The organism is Serratia sp. ID 25-353 (assembly GCF_054792795.1).
Genome location: NZ_CM139236.1, coordinates 4234100 through 4248367, shown reverse-complemented (window position 1 = coordinate 4248367; position 14268 = coordinate 4234100). Strand labels below are relative to the sequence as shown.

The 14268-nt window shown below is 60.6% G+C and carries 16 protein-coding genes; 6 read left to right on the top strand and 10 right to left on the bottom strand.

Annotated elements, in window-relative coordinates:
* Positions 1–86 precede the first annotated feature (86 nt).
* On the top strand, positions 87–623 hold the full coding sequence (gene hpt, locus ACYF6X_RS20400; protein WP_048234659.1) for a hypoxanthine phosphoribosyltransferase: 537 nt from the start codon (positions 87–89) through the stop codon (positions 621–623).
* Between the two features lie 37 nt (positions 624–660).
* Here the strand turns inward: hpt and can are convergent, their stop codons facing one another.
* Positions 661–1317: a carbonate dehydratase gene (can, locus tag ACYF6X_RS20395; protein WP_063988725.1), complete on the bottom strand. Its 657-nt coding sequence runs from the start codon at positions 1315–1317 to the stop codon at positions 661–663.
* A gap of 210 nt (positions 1318–1527) precedes the next feature.
* Between can and ACYF6X_RS20390 the strand changes: the two genes are divergently transcribed.
* The 3 genes from ACYF6X_RS20390 (at position 1528) to ACYF6X_RS20380 (ending at position 4676) form a co-directional block, all read left to right on the top strand.
* Complete coding sequence (locus ACYF6X_RS20390; RefSeq protein ID WP_015379030.1) at positions 1528–2451, top strand: ABC transporter ATP-binding protein; 924 nt, start codon at positions 1528–1530, stop codon at positions 2449–2451.
* Positions 2448–3218, top strand: coding sequence for an ABC transporter permease (locus tag ACYF6X_RS20385; RefSeq protein WP_063988726.1), 771 nt, complete (start codon positions 2448–2450; stop codon positions 3216–3218). Before ACYF6X_RS20390 ends, ACYF6X_RS20385 begins: the two co-directional genes overlap by 4 nt.
* Positions 3219–3395: 177 nt before the next feature.
* Positions 3396–4676 carry a polysaccharide deacetylase family protein gene (locus ACYF6X_RS20380; RefSeq protein WP_107227024.1) on the top strand — a complete coding sequence of 427 codons (1281 nt, stop codon included), beginning with the start codon at positions 3396–3398 and terminating at the stop codon, positions 4674–4676.
* A gap of 34 nt (positions 4677–4710) precedes the next feature.
* Here the strand turns inward: ACYF6X_RS20380 and panD are convergent, their stop codons facing one another.
* From panD to panB, 3 genes are all read right to left on the bottom strand, one after another.
* Positions 4711–5091 (bottom strand): aspartate 1-decarboxylase, encoded by a 381-nt coding sequence (gene panD / locus ACYF6X_RS20375; RefSeq protein WP_004937544.1) that lies wholly within the window; start codon positions 5089–5091, stop codon positions 4711–4713.
* A 145-nt stretch (positions 5092–5236) separates the two neighbouring features.
* Positions 5237–6091 (bottom strand): pantoate--beta-alanine ligase, encoded by an 855-nt coding sequence (panC, locus tag ACYF6X_RS20370; protein WP_107227023.1) that lies wholly within the window; start codon positions 6089–6091, stop codon positions 5237–5239.
* 23 nt (positions 6092–6114) lie between these two features.
* Entirely contained in the window at positions 6115–6909 is a 795-nt protein-coding gene (gene panB / locus ACYF6X_RS20365) for a 3-methyl-2-oxobutanoate hydroxymethyltransferase (protein ID WP_085337143.1), read from the bottom strand.
* Between the two features lie 166 nt (positions 6910–7075).
* Here panB and qseB point away from each other — a divergent pair, with 166 nt between their 5' ends.
* Both qseB and qseC read left to right on the top strand, forming a co-directional pair.
* Positions 7076–7738, top strand: coding sequence for a quorum sensing response regulator transcription factor QseB (gene qseB / locus ACYF6X_RS20360; RefSeq protein ID WP_130017603.1), 663 nt, complete (start codon positions 7076–7078; stop codon positions 7736–7738).
* The gene (qseC, locus tag ACYF6X_RS20355) at positions 7735–9093 is read left to right on the top strand and encodes a quorum sensing histidine kinase QseC (protein WP_130017602.1); all 1359 of its coding nucleotides are present in this window, start codon (positions 7735–7737) and stop codon (positions 9091–9093) included. Before qseB ends, qseC begins: the two co-directional genes overlap by 4 nt.
* A gap of 5 nt (positions 9094–9098) precedes the next feature.
* Here the strand turns inward: qseC and folK are convergent, their stop codons facing one another.
* The 6 genes from folK to thpR form a co-directional block, all read right to left on the bottom strand.
* A complete protein-coding gene (gene folK / locus ACYF6X_RS20350) occupies positions 9099–9599 on the bottom strand; it encodes a 2-amino-4-hydroxy-6-hydroxymethyldihydropteridine diphosphokinase (RefSeq protein WP_130017601.1) in 501 nt (166 codons plus the stop codon).
* On the bottom strand, positions 9599–11146 hold the full coding sequence (gene pcnB / locus ACYF6X_RS20345) for a polynucleotide adenylyltransferase PcnB (RefSeq protein ID WP_107227020.1): 1548 nt from the start codon (positions 11144–11146) through the stop codon (positions 9599–9601). The genes folK and pcnB overlap by 1 nt, the downstream gene beginning before the upstream one ends.
* Positions 11147–11207: 61 nt before the next feature.
* Entirely contained in the window at positions 11208–12119 is a 912-nt protein-coding gene (gluQRS, locus tag ACYF6X_RS20340; protein WP_107227019.1) for a tRNA glutamyl-Q(34) synthetase GluQRS, read from the bottom strand.
* A 195-nt stretch (positions 12120–12314) separates the two neighbouring features.
* Entirely contained in the window at positions 12315–12770 is a 456-nt protein-coding gene (dksA, locus tag ACYF6X_RS20335) for an RNA polymerase-binding protein DksA (RefSeq protein ID WP_004937569.1), read from the bottom strand.
* 183 nt (positions 12771–12953) lie between these two features.
* Entirely contained in the window at positions 12954–13661 is a 708-nt protein-coding gene (gene sfsA, locus ACYF6X_RS20330) for a DNA/RNA nuclease SfsA (RefSeq protein WP_004937572.1), read from the bottom strand.
* Positions 13658–14200 carry an RNA 2',3'-cyclic phosphodiesterase gene (gene thpR / locus ACYF6X_RS20325; protein WP_060422688.1) on the bottom strand — a complete coding sequence of 181 codons (543 nt, stop codon included), beginning with the start codon at positions 14198–14200 and terminating at the stop codon, positions 13658–13660. Before thpR ends, sfsA begins: the two co-directional genes overlap by 4 nt.
* Positions 14201–14268: the final 68 nt, after the last annotated feature.

Genomic DNA, 14268 nt, shown 5'->3' with positions numbered 1-14268 from the left:
GAAAACTCCCCTGTCCGGGAGAGAGGCAAGTCGTAACGGCCTATGCTAAACTCTGCGCCTTTCTTCCGGCAACTGACCTGAATACTATGAAACACACTGTAGACGTAATGATTTCCGAGCAGGAAGTTAAGACCCGTATCGCCGAACTTGGCCGCCAGATCACCGAACATTACCGCGACAGCGGCAGCGACATGGTGCTGGTCGGGCTGCTGCGCGGCTCCTTCATGTTCATGGCCGATCTCTGCCGCGCGATCGACGTGCCGCACGAAGTCGATTTTATGACCGCCTCCAGCTACGGCAGCGGCATGTCCACCACCCGCGACGTGAAGATCCTCAAGGATCTGGACGAAGACATTCGCGGCAAAGACGTGCTGATCGTGGAAGACATCATCGATTCCGGCAACACGCTGAACAAAGTGCGCGAGATTTTGGCGCTGCGCGGGCCGAAGTCGCTGGCGATTTGCACCTTGCTGGACAAGCCTGAGCGCCGTGAAGTGCAGGTGCCGGTCGAATATGTCGGCTTCTCGATCCCGGATGAGTTCGTGGTGGGGTATGGCATCGACTACGCTCAGCGCTATCGTCACCTGCCGTACGTCGGCAAAGTGGTGCTGCTGGACGAGTAATCGATGTGAGGCGCGGCCAGCCGCGCCTGCGGCAGGGTTATACGCCTTTATCCTGCTTCAGTTTGGCTATCGCTTTGCGGTAGCCCATCTCCAGGCTCTCGCGGCTGGTCGCCAGCACTTCCATATCGCGCAGGCGGCCGTCCTGAATGCCGTACACCCAACCGTGGATCATCACCTTCTGGCCGCGCTTCCAGGCGGACTGCATGATGGTGGAGTGGCCCAGGTTGTACACCTGCTCAATGACGTTGATCTCGCACAGCATGTCGAAACGCTGCTCCGGCGGCAGCTCGCCCAGCAGCGAGCTGTGCTTGTACCACAGATCGCGAATGTGCAGCAGCCAGTTGTCGATCAACCCCAGCTCCGGGTTTTCCACCGCCGCCTGCACGCCGCCGCAGCCCAGGTGGCCGCAAATGATGATGTGTTCGACTTCCAGCACATCTACCGCATACTGCACCACCGACAGGCAGTTAAGATCGGTATGGATAACGAGGTTTGCCACGTTGCGATGGACGAACAGTTCACCCGGCTCGAGGCCAGTCAGGCGTTCTGCGGGAACGCGGCTGTCAGAGCAACCAATCCATAAGAAGCGGGGCTTTTGCGCCTGGGCTAAACGTTCAAAAAATTCCGGGTCTTCCTGACTGATATTGGCCGACCAGGCCTGGTTGTTGGCGATAAGCGCTTCGATTTCTTTCATGGAGATGATTGACCCGTAACGAACAGATTGCGATGGGGTAATATAGGGTAAGCGTCACAATTTGGAAATCGGAACAGTGGTGCAGCCTCATTTTCCGCACGGATTCGACTCAGTGAAAACGTCGCCGATGCTAGGATTATCGTTAGTGTTTCAAGCCTCGCAAACAGGGGCGCGGCGGCATACTCATCGTCATAAGGTACTATTTTACATATGAATTATGCACTGGAATTAGCGCAGCTGACCAAGACTTACGCCGGTGGCGTCAAGGCGCTGCGCGGCATCGACCTGAGCGTCGAAGCGGGGGATTTTTATGCCCTGCTGGGGCCAAACGGCGCCGGAAAATCCACCACCATCGGCATCATCAGCTCGCTGGTGAACAAAACGGCCGGCAGCGTGCGGGTGTTCGGTTACGACATCGATAAAGACATCGTCAACGCCAAGCGCCAGCTCGGCCTGGTGCCGCAAGAGTTCAACTTCAACCCGTTTGAGACCGTGTTGCAGATCGTGGTGAACCAGGCGGGTTACTACGGCGTCACACGGCGTGAAGCGATGGCGCGCGCCGAAAAATACCTCAATCAGCTGGATCTGTGGGGCAAACGCAACGAGCGCGCCCGCATGCTGTCCGGCGGCATGAAGCGCCGCCTGATGATCGCCCGCGCGTTGATGCATCAGCCGAAGCTGCTGATCCTCGATGAGCCGACCGCCGGGGTGGATATCGAGCTGCGTCGCTCGATGTGGGGCTTCCTGAAAGAGCTGAATGCCCAGGGCACCACCATTATCCTCACCACCCACTATCTGGAAGAGGCGGAGATGCTGTGCCGCAACATCGGCATTATCCAGAACGGGGAACTGGTGGAAAACACCTCGATGAAGGGGCTGCTGGCCAAGCTGAAGTCGGAAACCTTTATCCTCGATCTGGCGGCGAAGAGCCCGCTGCCGAAGCTGGACGGTTACCACAGCCGCCTGACGGATACCTCGACGCTGGAAGTGGAGGTGATGCGCGAGCAAGGGCTGAACGGTCTGTTCGCCCAGCTGAGCGCGCAAGGGGTGCAGGTGCTGAGCATGCGCAATAAGGCGAACCGCCTGGAAGAGCTGTTTGTCACCCTGGTTAACGGCAATGGAGAGAAAGCATGACGCGTTTGTATTGGGTGGCCTTACAGAGCATCTGGGCCAAAGAGGTGAACCGGTTCGCGCGCATCTGGATCCAGACCCTGGTGCCGCCGGTGATCACCATGACGCTGTACTTCATCATCTTCGGCAACCTGATCGGCTCGCGCATTGGCGATATGCACGGCTTCAGCTACATGCAGTTCATCGTGCCCGGCCTTATCATGATGTCGGTCATCACCAACTCTTACGCCAACGTCGCCTCGTCGTTCTTCAGCGCCAAGTTTCAGCGCAACATTGAGGAACTGCTGGTGGCGCCGGTGCCGACCCACGTGGTGATCGCCGGCTATGTCGGCGGCGGCGTGGCGCGCGGCATCTGCGTCGGCGTGCTGGTGACCATCATCTCACTGTTCTTCGTGCCGCTGCAGGTGCACGCCTGGTGGGTGATTGCGCTGACGCTGCTGCTGACGGCGATCCTGTTCTCGCTGGCAGGGCTGATCAATGCGGTGTTCGCCACCACCTTCGACGACATCAGCCTGATCCCGACCTTCGTGCTGACGCCGCTGACCTATCTGGGCGGGGTGTTCTACTCGCTGTCGCTGCTGCCGCCATTCTGGCAGGCGGTGTCCAAGCTGAATCCGATCGTCTATATGATCAGCGGCTTCCGCTACGGTTTCCTCGGCATCAACGACGTGCCGCTGGCATTCACCATGGCGGTACTGGTGGCGTTTATCGCGGTGTTTTACCTGCTGTCCTGGTACCTGATCGAGCGCGGCCGCGGCCTGCGCAGCTGATCGTATCGCCCCCCCGTTTTCCCGGCGGGGGCGCTTTCCTTGATTTGGCGCAGGCGGCGCGTAAATCAATAGAATTGCTCAGATAACCGCTAGTTCCCCGTTGTTCAAATCGTGCTATGCTGGCGCTCCACATTTCCTTCACTTTTGTCATTACGCACTCGTAAGCAGAACATCATCATGCGGTCTCAATACACGTTAACGGCTGGGTTGCTCGGCATTCTGATGTCGTTGGTTTCCCCTGTGAGCCTGGCTAATCTGCTGTCGGAAGACGGCGCGGTTAAATCTGAATACATGGAAGCGCAGCGCGATAGCGAAGTCTATGCGTTGGTGGGCGAACACGTGATCCCGGTAGGGGAAGTGAAGCGCGGGCAGCTGATCCAGGTGTTCCCGGCCGATGCGGAATACTACGAATTCAAATTCGGTCACGGCACCGGTTTTATCGATAAAGACGACGTGCGTGAGCTGAAGAAGTCGCGCAAGGTGCAAGACGATCTGGGCGAGCTGAACAAACCGCTGACCAACCAGAATCTGATCACTCAAAAAACGATCGACGTTTATACCGCGGCGGACAAGGACAGTGACGTCTTGGGCACGCTGGAAGGCAACCTGCGTTATCCGATCATCGGCAAGCTGAAGGATCGCCTGAACAACACCTGGTACGAGGTCAACATCGGCGAGCGGCTGGGGTTCATCAATGAGCTGGACTGCGAGATGGATAACGGCATACCGGTGCTGACTTACCATCACCTGCTGAAAAACGAAGAGAACAAGCGTTTCCGCCACACCTCGACCACCACTTCAGACGTGGCGTTCAGCAACCAGATGACCTATCTGAAGCAGGCGGGCTACGACACCATTTCGCTGTATCAGCTGGAAGCCTATCTGAAGAACCAGATCAATTTGCCGGGCAAGGCGATTGTCTTGACCTTCGACGACGGGCTGAAATCGGTTTATCGCTACGCTTACCCGGTGCTGAAGGATTACGGTTTCCGCGCCACGGCGTTCATCATCTCTTCGCGCATCAAACGCCACCCGCAGAAATGGAACCCGGACTCGCTGCAGTTTATGAGCGTCTCGGAGCTGAAGCAGATTCAGGACGTGTTCGACGTGCAGTCGCATACCCACTTCCTGCATCGCACCGACGGCAACCGCCAGCCGATTTTGCTGAGCCGTTCGTTGCACAATATCGAGTTCGATTTTGAGCGCTCGCGTCGTGCGCTGTCGCAGTTCAACCCGCACGTGCTGTATGTGTCCTACCCGTTCGGCGGCTATAACCAGCGGGCGATCCAGGCGGCGCAGGACGCTGGTTTCCATCTGGCGGTGACCACGGTGCAGGGCAAGGTGAAACCGGGGGATAACCCCTATACGCTGAAGCGGCTATATATTCTGCGTACCGACTCGATTCAGACCATGGCGGATCGGATAGCCAACAAGCCGGGCACGGTGGTGGTACAGTAAGGAAGAACGGGCGCGCAAGGCGCCCGTTTTATTGTCAGGCGACCTGAACCGGCACGGCTTTCGCCTTGCGTTGCAGGTTGTTGTCACCTTCGAAATAGGCGACTTTCGGGTGGTGTTGGCGGGCGTCGGCGTCGGTCATTTGCACATAGGAGCAGATGATCAGTTTGTCGCCCACGCAGGCGCAGCGCGCGGCGGCGCCGTTGACCGAAATGATGCGCGAACCGCGCTCGGCGGCGATGGCGTAGGTGGAGAAGCGCTGGCCGTTATCCACGTTGTAAATATCGATCGCTTCATATTCCAGAATGCCGGCGGCCTCCAGGAAATCCTGGTCGATGGCGCAGGAGCCTTCATAGTGCAAGTCAGCCTGAGTGACTTTGACGCGATGCAGCTTGCCTTGCAGCATAGTACGTATCATAGCTTTACCTAACTGAATATCGGCCTTCACAGGCGCTGGGGTTGAACATCTCTCCTGCATCCCTGCAATTTCTATCGTCACCGATTGCTCCACTATTGTCTACCAATGGTCAGGGCTTCAGGGTGACGACAGTATAAAAAACGGCTTAGAGCGTCAGGTCGACCTGTTGGTTGTCGATAAGACGCGCCTTGCCCAGCCAGGCGGCCATCAGTACCACCGCCCGCTGGCTGTCCACCGTCAGCGGCTGCAGGCTGTCGGCGTCGCGAATAAACAGTTCATCCGGCGTAAAGCCGGCGGCGCGCAGCTGCTCGGCGGTCTGCTCCAGCAGCGCTTCGACCTGGCGTTCGCCATTGGCCAACTGCTGCGCCAGCGTGTTCATGATTTTGCTCAGCTGAGGCGCTACCTTGCGCTCTTCGGCGGTCAGGTAACCGTTGCGCGAGCTGAGGGCCAGGCCGTCTTTGGCGCGCACGGTCGGCACGCCGACGATGTCGATGTCGTAACCCATGTCCGCCACCATTTTGCGGATCAGCGCCAGCTGTTGGTAATCCTTCTCGCCGAAACAGGCTAAATCAGGCTGCACCAGGTTGAACAGCTTGCTGACGATGGTGGAAACGCCGCGGAAGTGGCCCGGCCGGCTTGCGCCTTCCAGGATGCTGGAGATGCCCGGCACGTCGACGTAGGTCTGCTGCTCCAGCCCCTGCGGATAAACCGCGGCCGGGGCCGGCGCGAACACCAGATCGACGCCGCGGCGGGTCAGCTTCTCGCTGTCTTCCTGCAGCGTGCGCGGGTAGCGCGCCAGATCGTCCGGCCGATCGAACTGCATCGGGTTGACGAAGATGCTCACCACCACCACGTCGGCGCGGGCACGTGCTTCATCGACCAGCGTCATATGGCCGTCGTGCAGATTGCCCATGGTCGGCACCAGCGCGATGCGTTTGCCTTCCTGGCGCCAGCGGCGGATCTGCTGGCGCAGCATCGGCAGAGTTTCGATAATAATCATTGGGTGACTCCTGGAACCATCGCTTAGTTAAAAGAGTGTTCAGCCGCCGGGTAGAGGCCTTGCTCCACTTCCTGAATGTAGTGCTGCACCGCCGTGCGGATATCGCCGCTCTGCGCCAGGAAGTTCTTGGCGAACTTCGGCGTGTGGCCGCCGGTGATGCCGAAGGCGTCGTGCATCACCAGGATCTGGCCGTCGGTGCCATTGCCGGCGCCGATGCCGATGACCGGAATGGACAGCGCTTCGGTGATCTGGCGCGCCAGTTCGGTCGGCACGCATTCCAGCACCAGCAGCTGAATGCCGGCCAGTTCCAGATTCTGCGCGTCCTGCAGCAGCTGTTTGGCGGCCAGTTCGTCGCGCCCTTGCACCTTATAGCCGCCGAACACGTTGACCGACTGCGGCGTCAGGCCCAGGTGGCCGCACACCGGCACCGCGCGCTCGGTGAGCATTTTCACCGTGTCGCACAGCCAGCTGCCGCCTTCCAGTTTCACCATGTTGGCGCCGGCACGCATCAGCTCGGCGGCGTTGGCGAAGGTCTGTTCCGGGGTGGCGTAACTCATGAACGGCAGATCGGCCAGCAGCAGGCAGGCCGGCGCGCCGCGGCGCACGGCGCGAGTGTGGTAGGCCACGTCGGCGACGGTGACCGGCAGCGTGGAGTCGTGGCCCTGCAGCGTCATGCCCAGCGAATCGCCCACCAACAGGACTTTGATGCCTTGCTCTTCAAACAGTTTGGCAAAGCTGGCATCGTAGGCGGTAAGGGTAGCAAACTTGCGCTGCTCCTGTTTCCACTGGCGCAAGTGGGTCACGGTGGTGGGTTTCATCACAACGTCTCCTGAAACGGGCCGTGCGGCGTACGCAGGCCCAGGCTGCAAAAAAGTGCAGTCATTCTACTGTAACCCGATCGGGGTGGGTAGCGCGGATCGCCATGCTTAAGCGGTTCTTAAGAACCTTGTGGTGCAATGGCGCCAAGACTCAAAAGGGATACTCATGCGAATTTTGCTGATCGAAGATGACAAACTGATCGGGGACGGCATCAAGGCCGGGCTGACCAAACTCGGCTTCAATCTGGACTGGTTCACCGACGGTGTCGTCGGCAAAAATGCGCTGGACAGCGCGCCGTACGACGCGGTGATCCTCGATCTCAGCCTGCCGGGCCTCGATGGCCTGGATCTGCTGCGCCAGTGGCGCCAGGCCGGGCAGGACGTGCCGGTCTTGATCCTCACCGCCCGCGATGCGCTGGAGCAGCGGGTCAGTGGGCTGCAAAGCGGCGCCGACGATTATCTGTGCAAGCCGTTCGCGCTGGCCGAAGTGGCAGCGCGCCTGCAGGCGCTGATCCGCCGTCGCCACGGTCAACTGATGCCGCAGCTGACGCACGGCAACGTGGTGTTCGACAGTGCCACCCGCAGCGTGAGCTGCAACGGCGAGCCGGTGACGCTGACGCCGCGTGAATTGGCGGTGCTGGAGCTGTTTCTGCACAACAAGGGGCGAGTGCTGGCGCGGCCGTTGATTCAGGAGAAGCTGTACAACTGGGATGACGAGGTGAGCAGCAACGCGGTGGAAGTACATATTCACCACCTGCGGCGCAAGCTGGGTAACGGCTTCATCCGCACCATTCACGGCGTGGGTTACACGCTGGGGGATGTGCCGTGAAGCGTCTCAGCTTGCGGCTGCGCCTGATCCTGATCTTCAGCCTGTTGGCGCTGCTGACCTGGAGCACCGCCAGCGTGGTGGCCTGGGTGATGTCGCGCAACACCATCAACGAAGTGTTCGACACCCAACAGATGCTGTTCGCCAAACGGCTGGCGACCGCCAACCTCGGCGATCTGCTGGCCGATGAAAGCGCGCGCAGCCTACCGAAAACCAAGAAGCTGGTGCATCACGGCAAGCGCGGCGAGCAGGACGACGACGCGCTAGCGTTCGCTATCTTCGATCGCCAAGGCAAGATGCTGCTCAACGACGGCGAGAACGGCGCCGACTTCCTGTTTGACGGGGAGCGTGAAGGTTTTACCGACGGCGAGCGCAAAGGCGATGACGACAGCTGGCGCCTGGTATGGTTGACCAGCCCGGACGGGCGCTACCGCATCGTGGTTGGCCAGGAGTGGGATTACCGGCGCGATATGGCGCTGGGCATGGTGACCGGCCAACTGGTGCCCTGGCTGGCGACGCTGCCGGTGCTGATGTTACTGATCGCGCTGATGGTCGGGCGCGAGCTGAGGCCGCTGCGCGCGGTGGCGGCCGGTTTGCGCCGGCGCGCACCCGATGACGCGACGCCGCTGGACGCGCACCAGGTGCCGACCGAGGTGCGCCCGCTGGTGGATGCGCTCAATGCGCTGTTCGCCCGCATCAACGCTCTGCTGGTGCGGGAGCGGCGTTTCACCTCCGATGCCGCGCACGAGTTGCGCAGCCCGCTGGCGGCGCTGCGGGTGCAGACTGAAGTGGTGCAGTTGGCGGGGGACGATGCGCCGATGCGCGAGCACGCGCTGGACAACCTGACGCTCGGCATCGATCGCGCCACCCGGCTGGTGGATCAGCTGCTGACGCTGTCGCGGCTGGATTCGCTGTCGGATCTGGCCGAACTGGCGCCGATCGACTGGAACGATCTGGTGACGATGACCCTGGCGGAGCAGGATCGGCAGGCCCATGCGGCGGGCGTGACGCTACGCTATGAACATCGGGGAACGCCGCCGCCGCGTCAGGGGGAAACCTTGCTGCTGTCGCTGCTATTGCGCAATCTGCTGGATAATGCGGTGCGCTACACCCCGCAGGGCGGCGCCGTCACCGTGACGCTGAGCGAACGCTCGCTGACGGTGGAGGACGACGGTCCGGGGGTCACCACGGAGCATCTGGCGCGGCTCGGAGAACGTTTCTATCGCCCGCCGGGGCAGGAGCAAACCGGCAGCGGGCTGGGGCTCTCTATCGTGCAGCGTATCGCTGGCTTGCATGGTTTACAGATCGGCTTCGCCAATCGCCCGGCGGGCGGGTTCGTTGCGCGGCTGGCGCTGTAGGCGGGTCAGGACTTGGGCTGTGGTTGATGCCACAGCGCCATGCCGTTTTTCGGCACGCGCTTGAGGCAGCTGGCGAGCGGCTCGCCATCGGGGAAAATCAGGTCGGGGGCGATTTCCGCCAGCGGGTAGAGCATGAATTCGCGCTCTTTCAGGCCGTAATGCGGCACCGTCAGGCGCTCGGTATGGATCGCCTTGTCGCCGTACAGCATGATGTCCAGATCGAGCGTGCGCGGCCCCCAGCGTTCATCCTTGCGCACGCGCCCCTGATTGCGTTCTATCGCCTGGGTATGGTCGAGCAGCTGTTCGGGTGGCAGCAGGGTATCCAGCGCCACCACCGCGTTGAGGAAGTCCGGCTGGTTTTGCGGCCCCAGCGGCTTGGTGCGGTAAAACGAAGAACAGGTGACCAGCCGGGTGCGCGGGAGATGCTCCAGCGCCTCCAGTGCGGCTTTAACCTGTTGCAGCGGCTGCGCCAGGTTACTGCCCAGCGCGATATAAACGCGGATCATTATGCCCCTTCTTTACGCGGTGCCCGGCGGCGGGGGCGGCGTTGACGCGCGCGGCGCGGTGCCGGATCGTCCCCCAGGGTGCTCAGCATGGCTTTCTGCCGCGCCGGCGTGGCGTCCTGGAACTCGCCCCACCACTCGGCCAGACGCAGCATTTCCTGATTGTCTTCCACTTCCGCACGCAGCGCCAGCAGATCATAAGCGGCGCGGAATTTCGGGTGCTCCATCAGCTTGTGTGCGCGTTTGCCTTGGCGGCGGGACAGGCGCAGCTGCAACTGCCAGATATCGCGCACCAGCGTGGTGATGCGTTTTGGGATGGCCAGCGAGCGGCACTGCTCGTCGAGCACATCGTTCATCGCCAGCGCGAAGGCGTCGTAGTACGCCAGGCCGCTTTCCTGCGCCAGCTTCTGCGCGTGCTCCAGCAGCGGGTACCACAGCATGGCGGCAAACAGGAAGGCCGGGTTGACGCGCATGTCGTTCTGCAGGCGGTGATCGGTGTTCTTCAGCACCTGCGCCAGAATGCGCTCCATCGGCGTATCGTGGTTCGGCGTGAAGTTACGGGCGATCAGCGGGAACAGCGGTTGGAACAGCTGGTATTCGCACAGCTTCAGGTAGGTCTGGAAACCGTAACCCGCCTGCAGCAGCTTGAGGGATTCTTCGAACAGGCGCGCCGGCGGGATCTCGTGCAGTAGCGAGGCCAGGCGCGGGATCGGCTCGGCGGTCTCTTCACTGATGCGCATATCCAGCTTGGCGGCGAAGCGCACCGCGCGCAGCATGCGCACCGGATCTTCGCGGTAGCGGGTCTCCGGATCGCCGATCAGGCGGATCACGCCTTGTTTCAGATCGTTCAGGCCGCCGACGTAATCGCGCAGGGTGAAATCCGCCACGCCGTAGTACAGGCTGTTGATGGTGAAATCACGGCGCTGGGCGTCTTCCTCGATCGAACCGAAGATGTTGTCGCGCAGCAGCATGCCGTTTTGCGCCTGCTGGGACGAGTTCTTGTCGGACTCCTGATTCTGTTCGTGGTGGCCGCGGAAAGTGGCCACTTCGATGATCTCCGGCCCAAACATCACGTGCGCCAAGCGGAAGCGGCGGCCGACCAGGCGGCAGTTGCGGAACAGCTTGCGCACTTGCTCCGGCGTGGCGTTGGTGGTGATGTCGAAGTCTTTCGGCTTTTTGCCGAGCAACAGATCGCGCACGCCGCCGCCGACCAGATAGGCCTCGTAGCCGGACTTGTTCAGGCGGTAAAGCACTTTCAGCGCATTTTCGCTGATGTCTTTGCGGGAAATCGAGTGCTGTTCGCGCGGGATCACGGTCATCGAGTCGTTGCTCTCGGCGAGAGGAAAAGGCGGACGCTTGCGCGGCGTTGAGCGGCGGGCAGGGGCGTTGCTGCCGTTATCGGCGGCGCGCTGCTGCGGCGCAGGGCGGCTTGGCGCCGCGGCACGCTCTTCGCGGACTACGTTTTTATCGCCGGCCGCCGCGTCGTCGCGGGGCAGCTTGTCATCGCGGGTCAGTACCTTACGACAGAAGTTGGCTACTCGGGTAAAAATGGTACACCTCGATAGTGACTGATAAAAATGGAGCTAACAAAAAATAGCGGCTAATCATAGCTCACCATGGCTCCTTTGAGAATGCCGGCGTGTTTTCATCCAGAGGGATAGCCTCCTGACGCGGCACGTTTTCCAACCGCCAATGTGCGACCGCCCAGCTCAATAATAATGGCAGGTCAAGATCTTGCCAGCTTTCCGGCAGCGGTTGGCGCAGAAATTTCAGCGCGGCGATCAGCACCGGGCGCGGATCGCCTGCGGGCAACGCCGGCGCATGGTTTTGCTTCGACAGCTTAATGCCGTTGGCGCCCAGCGCCAGCGGCAGATGCGCATAGGTAGGCACCGGCGCCTGCAGCTGGCGGTAGAGGGCAATTTGGCGCACCGTCGGTTCGATCAGGTCGGCGCCGCGCACAATCTCGGTCACGCCCTGAAAATGGTCGTCGATCACCACCGCCAGGTTGTAGGCGAACAGCCCGTCGCGGCGGCGAATGATAAAGTCTTCCCCCGCCAGCGCCGGATCGGCGTGCAATTCACCCTGCAGGCGATCGTGGAACCTGTAGACGGGCGCGGTCTGGCGCAAGCGGATGGCGGCGCCCTGCGGGCCGAGCTGCAAATCGCGGCAGTGGCCGTCGTACAATCCGCCGATGTGCTGGATGCGGCTGCGGGTGCAGGTGCAGTAATAGCTGAGCCCCTGGCGCTGCAACAGATCCAGCGCGGCGCGATAGGCGTCGTGACGTTGGGATTGATAGATGACCTGGCCGTCCCAGTGGAGACCATAATGTTCCAGCGCGGACAGGATGCGAGCGGCGGCGCCGGGGACTTCGCGCGGCGGGTCGATATCTTCGATGCGAACCAGCCACTGCCCGCGTTGGGCGCGAGCCTGAAGGTAGCTTCCCAGAGCGGCAATCAGCGAACCGAAATGCAGATCCCCGGAAGGCGATGGGGCAAAGCGCCCCACATAATGACTTTCTTGCATATCAGAGGGGAGAGGTTCCCTTTTCTCTGTGCGGCGCACGCAGGTGCGCACGCCGCAGCGGTAACATACTCGTTATGCTTGAAACTGCATCTGTGTTAGCTGCGCCTGCTTACCCGAATCACTTACTTGAGTAAGCTCATCGGGATGCGCATTCTTGCCGCCTTGATGCAGCTCCAATCATTTAGAGTAGCGGTATTAGCCGGCCATCTGCTTTTCGCGGATCTCAGCCAGCGTCTTGCAATCGATGCACAGATCGGCGGTCGGACGCGCTTCGAGGCGACGAATGCCGATCTCCACGCCACAAGATTCGCAGTAGCCGAAATCATCGTCTTCCACTTTCTTCAGCGTTTTCTCGATCTTTTTGATCAGTTTGCGTTCACGGTCACGGTTACGCAGTTCAAGGCTGAACTCTTCTTCCTGGGTAGCACGGTCGGCCGGATCAGGGAAGTTGGCTGCCTCTTCTTGCATATGCGATACAGTACGGTCCACTTCGTCCCTGAGCTGGTTGCGCCACGCTTCAAGAATGCGCTTGAAATGCGACAACTGGGCGTCGTTCATGTACTCTTCGCCCGGCTTCTCTTGGTACGGCTCCACCCCAGCGATGGCGAGAATGCTCAAGGACGAGGTTTTACGGTTTTGCCCTTCTTGCATGTTGCTTCTCCTACATACACACGCACTATCGAATCCCCAATGCGGGGGAAAAACAGGCCGCTATAAATAACAGAAGGAAGGTAGGTTGGCAATTATTCCTGTCGCCCGCTTGACAATCGTGTGAAGGAGGGCGTATTTGGCGATCGTGCTGGCCGGTTGTCTATTTATAGGGACCCGACTGCGCTAATCGATAAAAAACGGCAGCTTATCGCAGAGATAAATACCGTCAGGTGATAATTTTGCCCCGTAGCAAACCACTTCCACTCCCAACTGCCGGACCTGTGCCAACAGCGCCGCATAGCGCTCATCTATATGATGTGCCGGTGCGACCTGCTCAATACCGCTGTGTAACACGGCAAAGAACAACACCGCCCGTTGCCCGCTTTCAACCACGCTGAGCAACTCACGCAGGTGCTTTTGCCCTCTGAGCGTTACCGCATCAGGAAAGTAACCACGTTGTTGTTGCAGTAATGTGACTGACTTAACTTCAATATAGCAGTTAACCCGATTTTCTGCCTGTAATAACAAATCGATACGGCTGTTTTCACCGCCGTATTTCACTTCGCCGCTGATTTTACTGTAACCGGATAATTCATTGATTAAATTGTGTTCAATGGCCTCACGCACCAGCGCGTTGGCGCGCAGGGTATTGACGCAGATCCAGTGCCCCTGTTGGGTATGGGTCAACTCCCAGCTGTGGGCGTATTTGCGCTTGGGATTGTCCGAGGTGGAGTACCAAACGGTGTCGCCGGGCGTGGCGCAGCCGGTCATGGCGCCGGTATTGGCGCAGTGCAGCGTAAAGGTTTCCCCTTCCGGGGTGATCACGTCCGCCAGAAAGCGTTTGTAACGTTTGATCAGCGTGGCGGAACGCAGCGGTGGAGAGAAAATCATGCGGATGCCTGCTTGGCCAGCGGCCACTGTTCGAGGTGTTGATAGCGGGTGCGGCCGTTTTCGAACACCGACTCATATAAGGAAAAGGCATCGGCGCTGAACGCCCAGCCCGGCGTCGCCGGCGGGATCGCCACCGGCTGGGTGGCGGCGCGCAGCAGCGTGATGTGCGGATGGAACGGCAGCGCGCTTTGATGGCAGCCGTTGCGGGCGGCCTGCGAACGCAGCAGCTCGGCCAGCTGCAGCAGCCCGCGCGGCGCGCGGCGGGTGCCAAGCCAGACCACGCCGGGGCGCGGCCAATGGCCGAGATCGTCGAGCCGCATGCTGAAGCCGGGTTGAACGATGCGGCCAGCCAGTTTGCGTAGCGCCAGTTCTTTCTGCGCGGTGACCTCGCCGAGAAACGCCAGCGTCAGGTGCAAATTAGCCGCCGCCACCGGTCGACCGGCCTCTGGCGCAAACGCCTCGGCGCGCCAGCGGATCACCTGCTGTTGCAGGGCATCAGGCAAGGACAGGGCGAAAAACAGGCGGCGCGAATTGGACATGGGGGCTCGGTAAATAATGACAAATCCGTCAGGAACAGATTTGAATGCGACTTGCAGCGGTCTCGCGC

Coding starts and splice junctions, on each gene's coding strand:
- dksA (WP_004937569.1), bottom strand. CDS start 12,770: ATGCAAGAAGGGCAAAACCGTAAAACCTCGTCCTTGAGCATTCTCGCC.
- can (WP_063988725.1), bottom strand. CDS start 1,317: ATGAAAGAAATCGAAGCGCTTATCGCCAACAACCAGGCCTGGTCGGCC.
- gluQRS (WP_107227019.1), bottom strand. CDS start 12,119: ATGCAAGAAAGTCATTATGTGGGGCGCTTTGCCCCATCGCCTTCCGGG.
- ACYF6X_RS20390 (WP_015379030.1), top strand. CDS start 1,528: ATGAATTATGCACTGGAATTAGCGCAGCTGACCAAGACTTACGCCGGT.
- hpt (WP_048234659.1), top strand. CDS start 87: ATGAAACACACTGTAGACGTAATGATTTCCGAGCAGGAAGTTAAGACC.
- thpR (WP_060422688.1), bottom strand. CDS start 14,200: ATGTCCAATTCGCGCCGCCTGTTTTTCGCCCTGTCCTTGCCTGATGCC.
- folK (WP_130017601.1), bottom strand. CDS start 9,599: ATGATCCGCGTTTATATCGCGCTGGGCAGTAACCTGGCGCAGCCGCTG.
- ACYF6X_RS20385 (WP_063988726.1), top strand. CDS start 2,448: ATGACGCGTTTGTATTGGGTGGCCTTACAGAGCATCTGGGCCAAAGAG.
- panB (WP_085337143.1), bottom strand. CDS start 6,909: ATGAAACCCACCACCGTGACCCACTTGCGCCAGTGGAAACAGGAGCAG.
- panC (WP_107227023.1), bottom strand. CDS start 6,091: ATGATTATTATCGAAACTCTGCCGATGCTGCGCCAGCAGATCCGCCGC.
- qseB (WP_130017603.1), top strand. CDS start 7,076: ATGCGAATTTTGCTGATCGAAGATGACAAACTGATCGGGGACGGCATC.
- panD (WP_004937544.1), bottom strand. CDS start 5,091: ATGATACGTACTATGCTGCAAGGCAAGCTGCATCGCGTCAAAGTCACT.
- ACYF6X_RS20380 (WP_107227024.1), top strand. CDS start 3,396: ATGCGGTCTCAATACACGTTAACGGCTGGGTTGCTCGGCATTCTGATG.
- sfsA (WP_004937572.1), bottom strand. CDS start 13,661: ATGATTTTCTCTCCACCGCTGCGTTCCGCCACGCTGATCAAACGTTAC.